The 14,858-nt window shown below is 71.5% G+C and carries 11 protein-coding genes; 5 read left to right on the top strand and 6 right to left on the bottom strand.

Annotation, left to right across the window (positions count from 1 at the left end):
* Window positions 1–1,006 precede the first annotated feature (1,006 nt).
* Complete coding sequence (locus IEY75_RS12430; RefSeq protein ID WP_373290263.1) at window positions 1,007–1,327, top strand: FG-GAP repeat domain-containing protein; 321 nt, start codon at window positions 1,007–1,009, stop codon at window positions 1,325–1,327.
* A gap of 142 nt (window positions 1,328–1,469) precedes the next feature.
* Here the strand turns inward: IEY75_RS12430 and IEY75_RS12425 are convergent, their stop codons facing one another.
* Both IEY75_RS12425 and IEY75_RS12420 read right to left on the bottom strand, forming a co-directional pair.
* A complete protein-coding gene (locus IEY75_RS12425; RefSeq protein ID WP_189114433.1) occupies window positions 1,470–2,444 on the bottom strand; it encodes a hypothetical protein in 975 nt (324 codons plus the stop codon).
* Between the two features lie 122 nt (window positions 2,445–2,566).
* On the bottom strand, window positions 2,567–4,792 hold the full coding sequence (locus IEY75_RS12420; RefSeq protein WP_189114432.1) for an FG-GAP repeat domain-containing protein: 2,226 nt from the start codon (window positions 4,790–4,792) through the stop codon (window positions 2,567–2,569).
* Between the two features lie 178 nt (window positions 4,793–4,970).
* Here IEY75_RS12420 and IEY75_RS12415 point away from each other — a divergent pair, with 178 nt between their 5' ends.
* Window positions 4,971–5,396 carry a peptidase inhibitor family I36 protein gene (locus IEY75_RS12415; RefSeq protein ID WP_189114431.1) on the top strand — a complete coding sequence of 142 codons (426 nt, stop codon included), beginning with the start codon at window positions 4,971–4,973 and terminating at the stop codon, window positions 5,394–5,396.
* A gap of 15 nt (window positions 5,397–5,411) precedes the next feature.
* Here IEY75_RS12415 and IEY75_RS12410 read toward each other — a convergent pair whose 3' ends face one another.
* Together IEY75_RS12410 and phoH2 are read right to left on the bottom strand one after the other, a co-directional pair.
* Window positions 5,412–6,092, bottom strand: coding sequence for an aggregation-promoting factor C-terminal-like domain-containing protein (locus tag IEY75_RS12410; RefSeq protein WP_189114430.1), 681 nt, complete (start codon window positions 6,090–6,092; stop codon window positions 5,412–5,414).
* Window positions 6,093–6,386: 294 nt separating this feature from the next.
* Window positions 6,387–7,772, bottom strand: a complete 1,386-nt coding sequence (phoH2, locus tag IEY75_RS12405; protein WP_189114429.1) for an RNA 5'-3' helicase PhoH2 — start codon at window positions 7,770–7,772, stop codon at window positions 6,387–6,389.
* A 280-nt stretch (window positions 7,773–8,052) separates the two neighbouring features.
* Between phoH2 and IEY75_RS12400 the strand changes: the two genes are divergently transcribed.
* Both IEY75_RS12400 and IEY75_RS12395 read left to right on the top strand, forming a co-directional pair.
* Window positions 8,053–10,398: a putative bifunctional diguanylate cyclase/phosphodiesterase gene (locus tag IEY75_RS12400; protein ID WP_189114428.1), complete on the top strand. Its 2,346-nt coding sequence runs from the start codon at window positions 8,053–8,055 to the stop codon at window positions 10,396–10,398.
* Between the two features lie 41 nt (window positions 10,399–10,439).
* Window positions 10,440–11,105 (top strand): peptidylprolyl isomerase, encoded by a 666-nt coding sequence (locus tag IEY75_RS12395; RefSeq protein WP_189114427.1) that lies wholly within the window; start codon window positions 10,440–10,442, stop codon window positions 11,103–11,105.
* Here the strand turns inward: IEY75_RS12395 and IEY75_RS12390 are convergent.
* Window positions 11,093–11,875 carry an isoprenyl transferase gene (locus IEY75_RS12390; RefSeq protein ID WP_189114473.1) on the bottom strand — a complete coding sequence of 261 codons (783 nt, stop codon included), beginning with the start codon at window positions 11,873–11,875 and terminating at the stop codon, window positions 11,093–11,095. The genes IEY75_RS12395 and IEY75_RS12390 overlap by 13 nt on opposite strands.
* A 314-nt stretch (window positions 11,876–12,189) precedes the next feature.
* Here IEY75_RS12390 and IEY75_RS12385 point away from each other — a divergent pair, with 314 nt between their 5' ends.
* Complete coding sequence (locus IEY75_RS12385; RefSeq protein WP_189114426.1) at window positions 12,190–12,864, top strand: maleylpyruvate isomerase N-terminal domain-containing protein; 675 nt, start codon at window positions 12,190–12,192, stop codon at window positions 12,862–12,864.
* A 58-nt stretch (window positions 12,865–12,922) separates the two neighbouring features.
* Here the strand turns inward: IEY75_RS12385 and IEY75_RS12380 are convergent, their stop codons facing one another.
* Window positions 12,923–14,755 (bottom strand): phosphoenolpyruvate carboxykinase (GTP), encoded by a 1,833-nt coding sequence (locus tag IEY75_RS12380; protein ID WP_189114425.1) that lies wholly within the window; start codon window positions 14,753–14,755, stop codon window positions 12,923–12,925.
* Window positions 14,756–14,858 lie beyond the last annotated feature (103 nt).

Raw genomic sequence — 14,858 nt, 5'->3', positions numbered from 1 at the left:
GGCCGCGGGCGACCCGCACGACGTCGTCACGGAACTCTCGGGGGTAGGGCTTGGGCACGGTGGCATCCTTCCAGCCCGCCTCAACGGCAAGCCAGCTCAGGTGTCACCAGTTGGTGCAGCAGACCCCGATGGCGAACGCAACCGGCGTGCAGCCGCAGACTACATATGCGGTCTTACGGAGGAGCAGACGATGGACCTCGACGCCCGCCTGACCGGGCGAAGCCGTGGATCTTCGCTCAGTTCTTGGTTGCGCTAGACAAGCTCGCGAATCCCGTGACCAAGCACCCGATAGCCGTTCGACGCAGCGAGTCAGTCGTGGCTGTAAGAGCGGGAACCATGCCCGTCACCGCAAGTAGCCCTCACGTCGGATCTTGCTGTGGGCGGGCGCGACGGCGACGTTCGGACCCATGACCAGCGCGGATAAGTTCGTACGCTGACAGGTTGGGTGCATCGTTCCTGACGATGTACGAACGGACTGAGGCGGAGCGACCTTGCCGGCACTCCCTACAGCGGACAGCCGGCCTAAACGGAGCTCGGCCGGCCTACCGGAACCACGGGACGGTGTTCCGGCCCCGGCAACGCCGGTTCTCTCCCTCGTTTACCCCCGAAAACTCACACGAATAGGCGACAACCAGTGACGAACGATCACTGGTCGCCGCGTGCGCACGGGCAGGTAGATGCCAGTTTTCGACAACCGATGACAATCCTGTGCTGCTACGTTCGGTAAGCGAAGGTCGACGGTTCAATTCTTACGCTGGCCGGCCGGACTGGCTCGATCTGCGTTGCACCCAAAAGGCTCAGCCTCCTTACAGCCGCCGCCTTGCTTTCGTCCCGGGCCGGCCCCTGGCGCTGTACCCGCCTCTGCTGCCACGGTGGGTCACCGGCCAGGCGACAGGGCGGGGGTGGCGCCCCCCGTTTACCCCCCGAAAACCCCTGCCAAGCGTTGACAAACAGTGACAACGGTTGATCACCACGGTTCAGGGTTTTGGCAGGTCAGCGCGCAGATATGACAACCGATCACAAGCTAGCGGTCGTGACGGCCGGTAACACCACCTTCTGGGTTCACGACCAACTGGGCGCCGCAACAGTGACACACGCCAAGAAGTGGGACTCGCCGGCAGGATGGGTCTTCCAGGACCTGCGGCCGGCTGCCGCGGACCTCAACGGTGATGGGCGGACGGACCTGGCGGTGATGCAGGCGGTCGGGCCCAAGGCAACCCGGCTGTGGCGGATGCGCTCGACAGGGTCCGGGTTCGAGGCAGCCCATCTCGCATGGCACTCAGGACGCGGCGATTGGCGGGTCACGGCCACGCAGATCGCGCCCTGACAGACCGGCCCGTACCACCCTGCCGCTCGGCCGTGACGCACGGAGGGCGGCCGGGTGCGCGGCAGAATCTTCGACCGTCGGACCACAGTTGCCGCCACGCCTGTTCAGGCCCTCGCGTCCCCGTTCCCCGGGTACCGGATGATCAGCCGCTGACGGGGCGGAGCTGCTCCTCGCGCTCCTTTGCCTCGGCGATCAACTTGCGCCAGAAGCTCACCTGCTGCTGGGCGTGCAGGGTGTCCTGCCGCCAATCCGTCCGGGCAGCGTTGGCGCTCTTCATGACCGGTCGCCAGTTCATGCTCGACTGGGCCACCGCGTCGCGGTACACCTGTCCCCAGAAACTGGCCTGCGCGTCGGCGACTTGCTGGGCCTGCTGCCACGACCCGACTGCCGGCGCACCCCCTGTGGCGACCCGGCCCCACGCGTCGGCGGCTTGGCGGCGCATAGCCTCCTTGGCGGCGTCGCCCGCCGACTCGGCGGCCTTCTGCGCAGCCCGTGCCTCCCTGGTCAGCCGCTCTATCGCCGCAACCTGTCGCACTTCCTGCGCCTCAGCGGTCAGCCGGAAGTCCTCCGTGTCCAGGCGGGCGCCACTGGCCCAGGAGAAATGGAAGAACTGGATGATGTCGCTGTCGGTCGCGCCTTCCCGGGTCGCGTAGGTCGCCGCCAGTCGGACCTGGGCGCCGGTGACTTCGCGCAGCCCGCGTACGTAGCATCGGTCGGCGTCGCGCAGTGCGGCGGCCGCCTGGCCATCGGCGTCGCGGGTGGCCTGATCCCTTTCCTGCGCCACCCGGAAACCAGAGCGGACATATTCGGCCCGCTCCGCGTCGGTTCCCCGCTCGGCGGCGCGCGCCGAGGCCACAACCTGAGGAGAATATTCGGGGCTGTGGGTAGCTAGCACCCGCGCGACGATGTGCCGGTGCATCTGCTGGTCCAGTTGGGCGCGTTCCTGGGCCTGGCCCCAACCGACGGCGAAGAACTCACGGATCGCCTCGTCTCCGCGCGGCGACTGTAATGCGATCATCGCCGCCGACCGCACGGCTTCGTAGGTTGCACGCTGAGCCAGGTAGACGACGAGGTCACGCAACTCCGACGGCTCGGCTTGACTCGGCAGGTTGCGCATCGCGGACCCGAGCCTGGCGAGATTGTCGGTTGCCATAGCTTGCGCAGGAGTTGTCCCTGCCAAAATTCCAAGCAGACCAAGAATGGCGAGCCGACCCCGCAGCAGGTCCGATCCGTCTCGGGCTATCCTGCCATTACCATCGCGTAGTATCCCCACGTCATCTCCTTAGGATTGCCGATCCGACGCACGGCCGAGAAACCACCATGGCGACTACCGCGCATCGTATGGATCACCGGCTTGTCGTCAGGGGTGACAGCCTGTGGGCCGACGAACGTCACGTCGGTCGCCCCGTCACCGTTCACGTCAGGGGCGAACGCCTGCCCAAAATAGAGGCGCGCCACACCCGCCGCTTCCCACAGCTTGCTTACGGCGACGTTGCCGGCCGCCGGCGCGAGGTTCCGAAACGCCCGGGCCTCGACCTTGGAGTCGTTGGCCTGCCGAAGGACAACCAACTCCGGCGAGCCGTCCTGATCAATGTCCACCAGCGGATTGCGGTCGATGAGGCGCTCCTCCTCGCTGCTCGCCGACCAGCGCACCACCGGCTGCTTGATGCCGTCGCCGGAACTTACGGCCAGCCACAGTTTCTTACGGCTGAGGAACACGAGGTCGTCCTTGCCGTCGCGGTCGACGTCACCGGCCGAGGGCGTGCCCGTGACGGCCTCGTGTTCGAACGGCGTGGCCTTGGCCGCGAACGCCCCCTTGCCGTCGGACATCATCAGGTACAGGTGATTGCTCTTGTCGATCGGTCCGTTATCGGCCCATCGGCTGCCCTGAACGGCAAGATCGGTCAGTCCGTCGCCGTTGTAGTCTCCGGCGACGAGCTGGTGATACCCGAACTCCCAGCCCTTCTTCTCACTCTTGGTCTCCCAGGCCAGTACCGGCCTACTGTCACCCGAATCGATATGGGAGAACAGGAAAATTCGGTAATGGTAGGTGGCGACCCGGTACAGCACCGCCACGTCCTTGCGACCATCCCTGTCGAAGTCACCGGCGGCAGCCCCGAACCGTGAATGAATCCAGGTCGACGACGTCCAGAACCTCTGCACCGTGGCACTACTTCGACCGAGGTGGCGCAGTGCCCAACCGGTGACCCCCTTCCCGTTCGGGGCGGAGTCGTGTGCCTGGAATAAGGCGACGTCAGAAGAATCCAGGGGTAGGGCGGTGTAGCTCTGCAGAAACCAAATCATGGCCTGTAGCGTGCCATCGGCGAGCGCGCGTTGGGCAGCGCGTGCGAGATTCTTGTATCCGTCCCGCTCGGCCCGCCCGCGAACATCGCTGACCGATCTTCGATACTCCGCCCGTATCCCCTCACGGCGCCGCAGACCGTCGTCCGCCACCCGCTCGTGGATGCCCTTCTCGATAAAACTCAAGGACGCAGCCTGGCCTTGCATCACGGCCTTGGCGCGGGCGGCCTCAGTGAGAACGAACAGCGGATCGGTCCCGATGATGTCCCCGAGCCGCCGCAGGAAGTCGTCCTCTCGGATACCCATCCACTGTGGGTCGTCGATGGTGACAGCCACCCCCACGGCCGACGCGGCGAACTGCCGCGCAAACCGACGTTCTGCGTCCTTCCTGGCAGCCTCGTCACCCTGATGAGCTTCATCGATCAGTCGGCGCCGATCCGCGGCGTAGACGGCGCCTAGCCCTCCCCCGAGGAAGGTCTCACGGTCTGTCATCCCGCCGGCGAAGGCCTTCTCCGCCGCTGCGATCGTGCCGGTGAGTCCCGGCTGCTGCTGCCTGACGTACTCCCACAGCACGATGATGAAGTCGCGATCCCCGAGGCCGATGCGGCCGCTGCTACCCGGCAGGCCGACCAGGTCGGCGGCAGACTGCCGACGGGCGGTCGCCGCCGCCGCCGCGTTCCTGTCGCGAATTTCCTGGTTGGCGTCCCGGTCCTTCGCCTCGGTGATTCCGGTTCGGATGTAGAGCGAGCAGGCAACGCTCTGCTTGGTGTCCGGGTCGATCTCGTCGTTGAGCGCCAGCACGGCCGCGGCGGACACTTCCGATCCGACCGGCGCCTTCTGCCACACGCGGAACGTGAACTCCCGGTCGTCGAGCTGTGCCACCTGGGCCGGATCGAGGCCCACGGCAGTCGCAGCTTTGAGCTTCTCCTCGGTCGTCGCCGGCGGCACCGACGAAGCTGGCCTGGCTACGGCGACCGGGACGATGTGTCGTGGCGTGGGTTGTCGCGCGGAAGCGGGTGCCCCCAGCCCTCCGGCCACACCCGCCACCACCAGGGTGGACACGAGGTGTCGGCTGAGCCAACGCACCCGGCGTAGGTGAAAGGCCCGGTCCGACCGGCGCGGACGACCCGCGGCCACCCAGCCCGTCCACGATGCACCGTTCACGACCCCTCCTTGATGCTGGCCTCGGTGCAGGTTAGGGACCTATGCGGAGCCGCGGCAACAAGCAGGTGTGTCAGATTGGCGACAGCACCGCCGACCCGATGTGGTGGACAATTGCGGTCCGCCGGCGCCCCGCGCCGACGGACCGCGGGGAAGGGGAAGCTGTGGAGGGGAACTCACGGTGAAGAGGAACTGGTGGCGCGGGTCGTGGGTTGTCATCCTCGGCGCGACCGCATTGACGACACCCACGGCGGCCTCTGGAGCCGGGCGGGAGTCGGTCAGGCCGTGTCCGGACGGCGCACTATGCATCTACGAGCACGCCAACTACCAGGGTGAGCTGGTGACGCTGTCCACCTGCGGTGTGTTCAACCTCGTAACGTTCAAGCTGTCCACTGGTAAGCCGTGGAATGACCAGGCCAGTAGCTATCTCAACCGCCGACCGGCCGGCACCTGGTCACACCTGTACGACTACGACGGCTCTGGTGACGCCTCGAAGCCCGAGAACTGGCAGCACCTGTTCTCCTCCCGCTCCGACGGCGACGACCCCGTGGAGGGCTGGAACCACATCCATCCCAACGACACCGTGGACATCGTTCACGTCTGCTGAACCTGCTGCCGAGCGTCAGTACCAGCCGTTGTTCTTGAAGAACGTCCAGGCGCCGCACGGCGTCCGGTAGTTCTTCTTGGTCTTGATGTAGTTGAGGCCCCAGCGGATCTGCGTAGCTGGGTTGGTCTGCCAATCGGCGCCGAACTGACCCATTTTGCTGCCCGGGAAGGCTTGCGGGATGCCATAGGCTCCGCTACCCGAATTTTCGGCCTTGTGGTTCCAGCCGCTCTCCTTGGTCCAGAGCCGCTCCAGGCAGGCCACCTGCTGAAGGTCCCAGCCAGCCTTGAGGGTCAGCGCGCAGCCGATGGCACGGTTACCCGAGTACTCGTCACACGAACTCGGAATCGGCCCGTCGAACGGCACCGTGCCGCCCGCCGCCGCCTTGCGCTTCTTCTCCTGCTGCTTCTTCTTCGCCGCGTCCTCCGCCCGCTTGGCCTTCGCCGCGGCCGACCGGGCCGAGGCGAGCGCGTTGCGGGCCACCTGCTGCTGCGCCGACCGCTGCCGGGAGGCGACGGCGCTCAGCCGGTCGCGCTCGTCGAGGGTCTGCTGCGCGGCGAGCTGATCGGGTGCGGGCGCGGCCTCCGGGCTCGGCGTCCCGTCGGTGCCGTACCCCGCGTAGAAGCCGCCACCGAGGGCGCTGAGCAGGAGGGCGACGGAGAGCGAGCGCACGGTGAGGCGGCTCCACTGCGGACTCACGAGGAGTTCCCTTTCGTCGAGGGCGGCGCCGGGAGGGGGTCGTCGGCGCCGGGCACGGTGTTCCGCGCCACAGGTCCGACGCACACCTTTCCCAATCCGGCGGCCCCGCGCTACCCCCCGAGGCGCCCGATGTGAAGCATCCCACCGGACCAATACCGACATTAGCGGATATTCACACAGCGTGTGCGGCGACGGGCGACGCACTCCGACGGCGGTCCGGCCGGGTTGGCACAGGCCACCCGGCCCCCGAACGGCGGGCCGGCCACCCGTTCGGGCGACCGGCCCGCCGGCGTCCTAGCGCGGAATGTCCTCCAGCAGGTCGGTGATCACCTCGGCGATCTCGGAGCGCTCCGAGCGCGTCAGCGTGATGTGGGCGAAGATCGGGTGGCCCTTGAGCGCCTCGATCACCGCGGTGACGCCGTCGTGCCGGCCCACCCGCAGGTTGTCGCGCTGCGCCACGTCGTGGGTGAGCACCACCCGCGACCCCTGGCCGATCCGCGAGAGCACCGTCAGCAGTACGCCCCGCTCCAGCGACTGCGCCTCGTCCACGATCACGAACGCGTCGTGCAGGCTCCGCCCGCGGATGTGGGTCAGCGGCAGGACCTCCAGCAGCCCGCGGCCCAGTACCTCCTCGACGACGTTCTCGTGCACCACCGCGCCGAGGGTGTCGAACACCGCCTGCGCCCACGGCGACATCTTCTCGTGCTCGCTGCCGGGCAGGTAGCCCAGCTCCTGCCCGCCGACGGCGTACAGCGGCCGGAACACGATCACCTTCTTGTGCCGCCCCCGCTCCATCGCCTGCTCCAGCCCGGCCGCCAGCGCCAGCGCCGACTTGCCGGTACCGGCGCGGCCGCCGAGGGAGACGATGCCGATCTGGTCGTCGAGCAGCAGGTCCAGGGCGATCCGCTGCTCCGCCGACCGACCGTGCAGCCCGAACGCCTCCCGGTCGCCGCGGACGAGCTGGACGGTCCGGTCCGGCCGCACCCGCGCCAGCGCGGACCCGCGCGGCGACGAGATCACCAGGCCCGTGTGCGCGGGCAGCGCGGCGACGGCCTCGGCGCCCAGCTCCCGCGGGTCGAGCCGGCCCTCGCCGTACAGGGTGCTGACCTGCTCGGCGGACAGGTCCCAGTCGGCCATGCCCGTCCAGGTCGGATCCATCGCCTGGCCGTGGCGGTACTCGTCGGTGTGCAGGCCGACCGAGGCGGCCTTCACCCGCAGCGGCATGTCCTTGGTGATCAGGGTGACGTCGTGGCCGGTGGCGTTCAGTCCCAACGCGACCGACAGGATCCGCGAGTCGTTACTGTCGTTGCGGACCGCCTGCGGGAGCAGGGAGGAGTCCGCGTGGTTCAGCTCCACCCGCAGGGTGCCGCCGACGTCGTTGACCGGCAGCGGCTCGTCCAGCCGGCCGTGCTTGATCCGCAGGTCGTCCAACATGCGCAGTGACTCCCGCGCGAACCAGCCCAGCTCCGGGTGGTGGCGCTTGCCCTCCAGCTCGGAGATCACCACCAGCGGGACCACGACCGCGTGCTCGGCGAAGCGCCGGAATGCACCCGGGTCCGACAGGAGGACGGAGGTGTCCAGTACGAACGTACGCACATCAATCACGTCGCCACTCCGCTGGGCGGTCACCCCGCCGCCCGCCGCCGCCACCACCGGCGGCCGGTACGGGACGGGTGCCATCCCGCGCAGCCCGGTTGCGCGGTGCCGGCCGCGGCTGCGAGGATCCCCGGGCTGCGCTTTTCCCAGCCGGCGCGAGCCGCAGCGGGCGCCTGCCCGCCGGAGGGGCCGGGAAGACCCCGATCCCCTTACCAAGAACGCTAGCCGCTGACGGCCCCCCAAAGCCAGACCTGGGGAACCGCGTGATCATTGTCGGCCGTTCGGGGGAGCGCCGCGCCACACCTCAACTGCCGCGGGCCGGCGTCGATAGGACGACGTTCATCGCCTGCCCGAGGGGATCCCCGTGACCGCGGTCCAGCCACAGCACCGGCGGCAGCCAGCACCGGTGTACGCCGCTGCCGCGCTGGCCGCGGTCGGCCTGGGCCTGCTCGGGGCGAGCCTGGGCGGCGTGGAGCCGAACGCGTGGCTGGCCCGCCTGCCCACCCTGCCGGCGGCCGCTCTGGCGGCGGCGGTCTGCCTGGCGGTCGGCCGGGGCGCGGACCTGCCGGCGCCCGCGCGGGCCTTCTGGAGACTCTCCGGCTGGGCCGTGGGCCTGGTCGGCGCCGGCGCGGCCGTCCACCTGGTCGACAACCTCGTGCAGAACGACTCCGCGCACTTCGCGCCGAGCACCGCCGCGGTCGCCGTGTACATCCTCGCGGTCAGCACCCAGCTCGTCGCGCTGCTGCGCCTGCCGGGGCGGACCCGGCTGTCCCCGGTGGCCCGCCGGCAGTTCGCCCTGGACGGGCTGATCGTCCTGCTCGGCACCGGCCTGTACGCGTGGCGGCTGTCGTTCAGCCAGACCAACGAGTGGGCGCGGTTCGGCGGCAGCGAGGCCGCGCTCGGCAGCATCCTGCTCGGGTTCCTCGCCGTCCTGGCGATCATCAAGGTCGCCATGTTCGGCATCGGCGCCGTGGACCGGCGCTCGCTGCACCTCCTGGCCGGCGGGGTGACCGTCGGCGCCGTCCTCGGGGCCGTCGGCCCGCTCGCCGGCACCGCGGCGCCGACCGTCACCACCGTCTGCATCACCCTGGTCGCGCTCAGCTTCGTCCTGGCCGCCCGGCGCCAGGCCGCCGCCGCGGCCGACGCCGCCGACGGCGACGGGCCGGTCGGCCCGCTGCGGACGCGGCTGCGCCGGCTGGCCGGCTTCCTGCCGTACACCGCCGTGGCGGCCACCGACGCGCTGCTGCTGGCGGTCGTCGCCCGCAACGGCCGGGCCGACCTGACCGTGGCGGCGGGCGCGGTCGCGCTCACCGTCATCGTCGTGTACCGCCAGGTCATCGCCCTGCGGGAGAACGACCGGCTGCTCCGCCGGGTCGACGCCACGGTCCGGGAGCTGCGCGACGCGCAGTCCCAGCTCGCCCACCAGGCCAGCCACGACACGCTGACCGGGCTGGCCAACCGCCGGCTGTTCAACCAGCGGCTCGCCGACCTCACCGGCGAGGGCGCCGCCGGCAGCGTCGCCCTGCTGGACCTGGACGACTTCAAGTCCGTCAACGACCGGCTCGGCCACCAGGTCGGCGACCGGCTCCTCGTCGCCGTGGCGGCGCGGCTGGCCGGCTGCCTGCGCCCCGGGGACACCGTCGCCCGGCTCGGCGGCGACGAGTTCGCGCTGCTGCTGCCCGGCCTCGCCGCCGCCCACGGCACCGTGGTCCTCGACCGGGTGTCCGAGGCGCTGCACCGCCCGATCGAGGTGGACGGGCACGCGCTGCTGGTCCGGTCCAGCGCCGGCCTCGCCGGGCTCGCGCCCGGGCTGGACCCGACCGAGGTGGTGCGCCGCGCCGACCTGGCGATGTACGCGGCCAAGGAGGCCGGCAAGTCCCGGTACGTCAGCTACGACGGCGACCTCGACCAGCGGGCCAACCTCGACGCCCAGCTCGGCGCCGAGCTGCGGCACGCCCTGACCGAGGGCCACTTCCGGCTGCTGTTCCAGCCGGTCGTGCGGCTCGCCGACCACGCCGCCGTCGGCGCCGAGGCGCTGGTCCGCTGGGAGCACCCCGAGCGCGGCACCGTCCGCCCGGACCACTTCATCCCCGTCGCCGAGCGCACCGGCCTGATCGTGCCGCTGGGCGAGTGGATCCTGCGCGAGGCGTGCGAGGAGGCCGTCCGCTGGCGCGCCGCCGACGGCGCCGAGGACTGGACGATGAGCGTCAACATCTCCGCCCGCCAGCTCCGCGAGCCGGGCTTCGCGGTGGCCGTCGCCCGCACCCTCGACGAGACCGGCCTGCCCGCCCGGCACCTGATGATCGAGGTGACGGAGACGGCGGTGTTCGACAACGAGCGCGCCAGCGCGGCCCTTCGGCAGATCTCCGCGCTCGGCGTGCGGATCGCGCTGGACGACTTCGGTACCGGCAACTCCTCGCTGGGCCTGCTGCGCACCATCCCCGTCGACGTCCTCAAGGTGGACAAGTCCTTCATCGACCGGATCACCGAGAGCACGACCGAGTCGACCATCGCGGTCGCCATGCTGTACCTGGCCAACGGGCTGGACCTCGGCGTGGTCGCCGAGGGCGTGGAGAGCGCCGCCCAGGCCGCCCGGCTGCGCAGCCTCGGCTACGAGCTGTCGCAGGGGTACCACTTCGCCCGGCCGCTGCCCGCCGCCGAGGCGCTGGCGATGCTGCACCGGGGCGCGCCGGACCGCCAGGTCGCCTGACGCCCTACCGCCCGCCCCGCGCGGCCACTACCGTCGGCGGGATGAGGAGCATCAATCTGTGCGCGCTCGCGCTCGCCGCCGTCCTGCCGGCCGGCGCCGCGGGCGCGCCGGCCGCCGCCGCGACCCGCCCTCCGACGACCGTCACCTGCACCTTCACCCCGACGCCCGACAACCCGCCGGCCCGGCCGGTCGACCCGCCCCCGGCCCTGGCGCCGGCCACCGGCACCGTCGAGGCCACGCTGCGGACCAACCACGGCGACATCGCGCTGCGCCTGGACCGCACCCACGCCCCCTGCGCCGTGCACAGCCTGGCGCACCTCGCCGCGTCCACCTTCTACGACCGCAGCCGGTGCTGGCGGCTGACGACATCGGCCCGGCTGGGGGTCCTCCAGTGCGGCGACATCTGGGAGGCGGAGGTCGGCGGCCCGGGGTACCGGTTCGCCGACGAGCTGACCGGCGCGGAGACGTACCCGCGGGCCACCGTGGCGATGGGCAACCAGGGGAAGGACACCAACGGCAGCCAGTTCTTCCTCGTGCACTCCGTGGCGCAGATCCGGCCGGAGTACACGGTCCTCGGGGTGGTGACCGACGGCCTCGACGTACTCGACCGGATCGCCGCCGCCGGCACCAAGGACGGCACGCCCGACGGCCAGCCGAAACTCCCCGTGGAGATCCGCCGGGCCGTCCTCGGCCCTCAGGCGCCGTAGCGGCGCTGGCGCCGCGAGTACGCCCGCAGGGCGCGCAGGAAGTCGATGTGCCGGAAGTCCGGCCAGTTGGCGTCGTGGAAGTAGAACTCGGAGTTGGCGGACTGCCAGAGCAGGAAGCCGGACAGCCGCTGCTCGCCGCTGGTGCGGATGACCAGGTCGGGGTCGGGCTGGCCGCGGGTGTAGAGGTGCTGGTCGATGTCCTCGACGTCGAGGGTCTCGGCCAGCTCCGCCAGCGTGCCGCCGGCCTCGGCGTGGCTGGCCAGCAGTGACCGGACCGCGTCGGCGATCTCCCGCCGGCCGCCGTAGCCGACGGCCAGGTTGACCACCGCGGCGCCGTCGCGGCCGGCCGTCCGCTCGGCGGCGGCCTTGAGGGCGGCGGCGTGCTCGGCCGGCAGCAGGTCCAGCGCGCCGGCCATCACCAGCCGCCACGGGTTGCCGTCCTCCGCCAGCTCGGTGGCCAGGTCCTCGATGATCTGGATCAGCGGGTCCAGCTCGGCGGCGGGGCGGCGCAGGTTGTCGGTCGCCAGCAGGTACAGCGTGACGTGGGCGATGCCGGCCTGGTCGCACCAGCCGAGCAGCTCCTTGATCCGCGCGGCGCCGGCCCGGTGGCCGTCGTTGGGGTCCACGTAGCCCATCTCGCGCGCCCAGCGCCGGTTGCCGTCGCACATGACGCCGACGTGCCGGGGTACCGGGGCCCCGGCCAGGGCGCGGGTGAGCCGCCGCTCGTACAGCGGGTACAGCAGCGCCTTCGCCGCCGCGCGCGGGCGCAGCGCCAGCTCCCGCAGCCGGCGCCAGCGCCCCCGCGCGCCGGCCGCCGACCGGCCGCGCAGCGGCGGAACTCTGCCGGCCAGGGTATGGCCGGTCAGCGAGCGGCCGGGCAGAGAGCGGCCGGGCAGGGTGCGACCGGGCGGGGTGCGGAGGAGCCGCCACCGACGGGGGCGGGCGGTGGGCACAGACATCAAGGTCAGGGTAACCAGCGCGGGCCGCCGCGGGAAAGCCCGCGCGGGCCGCCGTCACCCCCGGGCGCCGCCGCGCGCCCCGCGGCCGGGCCGCCGGACGGGGGTGCGCTCGGTACGCTCGCCGCGTGACGTTCACCGACATCTACGTACACGCCCACCGGCGGCTGGCGGCGCTGGCGGCGGACCTCGACCCCGCCGCGGCGGGCCGCCCGGTGCCGGCGCTGCCCGGCTGGACCGTCCTGGACACGTACCGGCACCTGGCCGGCGTGACCGCCGACGTGCGCCGCGGCCGGACCGACGGCGCGCCGGGCGCGGCCTGGACCGCCCGCCACCTGGCCCAGCGCCGGGACGCCGACCTGGCCGCGGTGGTGGCCGAGTGGGCCGGGGACGTCCCGGCGGTGGCGGCGCTGCTGGCCGGCGAGCGGGGCATCCGGTACGGGCTGACGGCACTCGACGCCTGGCACCACCAGTACGACATCGCGGGCGCGCTGGAGCACGCCGTGCCGCCGGAGCCCGCGGAGGTGGCGCTGGCGCTGGACTACCAGGCCGAGTCGCTGCGCCGCCGGTGGCCGGCGGGCCTGCCGGCGCTGCGGGTGCGGTCCGCCGAGGGCGGGAGCTGGCAGCTCGGGGCCGGCGAGCCGGGGGCCACGCTGACGGCGCCCGGCTTCACCCTCGCCCGCGCCTTCGTCGGCCGCCGCAGCGGGACCCAGCTTCGGCACCTGGACTGGACAACGGACCCGACCCCGTACCTCCCGCATCTGACGATCTTCACGCCCCCCGCCGCCGACGTGGCGCCCTGAGCGGCGAAGCGCCGACGGGCGGGGCCGCCGCAGCGACTCCCGCCCGTCGGCGCGCGCGTCAGTGGACGCCGAGGCGCGCCTTCAGCGCGTCCAGCTCGGCCCACAGGACGGCCGGCAGCTTGTCGCCGAACTTCTCGAACCACTCGGTGATCTGCGGGATCTCGGCCTTCCACTCCTCGGCGTCGATCCGCAGGGCGGCCTCGATGTCCGCGGGTGCCACGTCGAGCCCGGACAGGTCCAGGTCGGCGGCCGAGGGCACGTAGCCGACGGGCGTCTCGACGGCGCCGCCGCGGCCCTCCAGGCGCTCCACGACCCACTTGAGGACGCGGCTGTTCTCGCCGAACCCGGGCCACAGGAACTGGCCCTCGTCGCCCCGCCGGAACCAGTTGACGTAGAAGACCCTCGGCAGGAGCGACTCGTCGCCGGCCCGGCCCTTGCCCATCTCGATCCAGTGCCGGAAGTAGTCGCCGGCGTGGTACCCGATGAACGGCAGCATCGCCATCGGGTCGCGGCGCACGACGCCGACCTGGCCGACGGCGGCGGCGGTGGTCTCGGACGAGAGCGTGGCGCCCTGGAACACGCCGTGCACCCAGTCGCGGGCCTCGCTGACCAGCGGGATGGTGGTCTTGCGCCGGCCGCCGAACAGGATCGCGTCGATCGGCACGCCCCGGGGGTCGTCGTACTCCGGCGCCAGGATCGGGCACTGGGTGATCGGGGTGCAGAAGCGGGAGTTCGGGTGCGAGGACAGCTCCTCGCCGCCCGGCGTCCAGTCCCGGCCCTTCCAGTCGACGAGGTGCGCGGGCGGCTCGCCCATGCCCTCCCACCAGATGTCGCCGTCGTCGGTCAGCGCGACGTTGGTGTAGATCGAGTTGCCCGCCGCCAGCGTCCGCATGGCGTTCGGGTTGGTCTTCCAGTCGGTGCCCGGGGCGACGCCGAACAGGCCGTACTCCGGGTTGACCGCGTAGAGGCGGCCGTCGTCGCCGAAGCGCATCCAGGCGATGTCGTCGCCGAGGGTCTCGACCGTCCAGCCGGGGATGGTCGGCTCCAGCATCGCCAGGTTGGTCTTGCCGCAGGCCGACGGGAACGCCGCGGCGATGTACTTGGTCGCCCCCTCCGGCGAGGTGAGCTTGAGGATCAGCATGTGCTCGGCGAGCCAGCCCTCGTCGCGGCCCATCGTCGAGGCGATCCGCAGCGAGAAGCACTTCTTGCCGAGCAGGGCGTTGCCGCCGTAGGCGGAGCCGTACGACCAGATCTCGCGGCTCTCCGGGAAGTGCGAGATGTACTTCTCGGTGTTGCACGGCCAGGCGACGTCGGCCTCGCCGGGCTCCAGCGGGGCCCCGATCGAGTGCAGGGCCGGGACGAACGCGGCGTCCCCGCCCATCTTCTCCAGCACGGCGGTGCCCATCCGGGTCATCACCCGCATGGAGGCCACGACGTACGGGCTGTCGGTGATCTCGACGCCGAACATCGGGCTCTCGGCCGTCAGCGGGCCCATGCAGAACGGGATGACGTACATCGTGCGGCCGCGCATGCTGCCGCGGTACAGCGCGGTCATCCGCGCCTTCATCTCGGCCGGGGCCATCCAGTTGTTGGTGGGGCCGGCGTCGGCCTCGTCCACCGAGCAGATGAACGTCCGCTCCTCGACCCTGGCGACATCGGTGGGGTCGGTGCGGCACCAGAAGGAGTTCGGGCGCAGCTCGGGGTTGAGCCGCACGAGTACCCCGGCGTCGACCAGCTCGTCGGTGACGCGGGTCCACTCCTGCTCGGATCCGTCGCACCACACCACGCGCTCGGGTGTGGTGAGCGCGGCGACCTCGCGCACCCAGCTCAGCAGCGCGGCGTGGGACGTGGGCGCGTCCTCAAGCCCGCGAACGGTGGTCGGAGCACTCATCACGGATCTCCTCGGTAAGGACCGGGTACCACCGCGGGGCCCAGCGGCGGTGCCTGGTGTGGGGTGGCGGCCGCGGACGCCCGTGCGGCGTGTCGGGAAGTTC

The organism is Pilimelia terevasa (genome assembly GCF_014647915.1).
In the GTDB taxonomy this organism is placed as follows: Bacteria; Actinomycetota; Actinomycetes; order Mycobacteriales; family Micromonosporaceae; genus Pilimelia; species Pilimelia terevasa.
The sequence above is the reverse complement of the archived record's forward strand: the minus strand, read 5'-3'. Positions and strand labels throughout refer to the sequence as shown.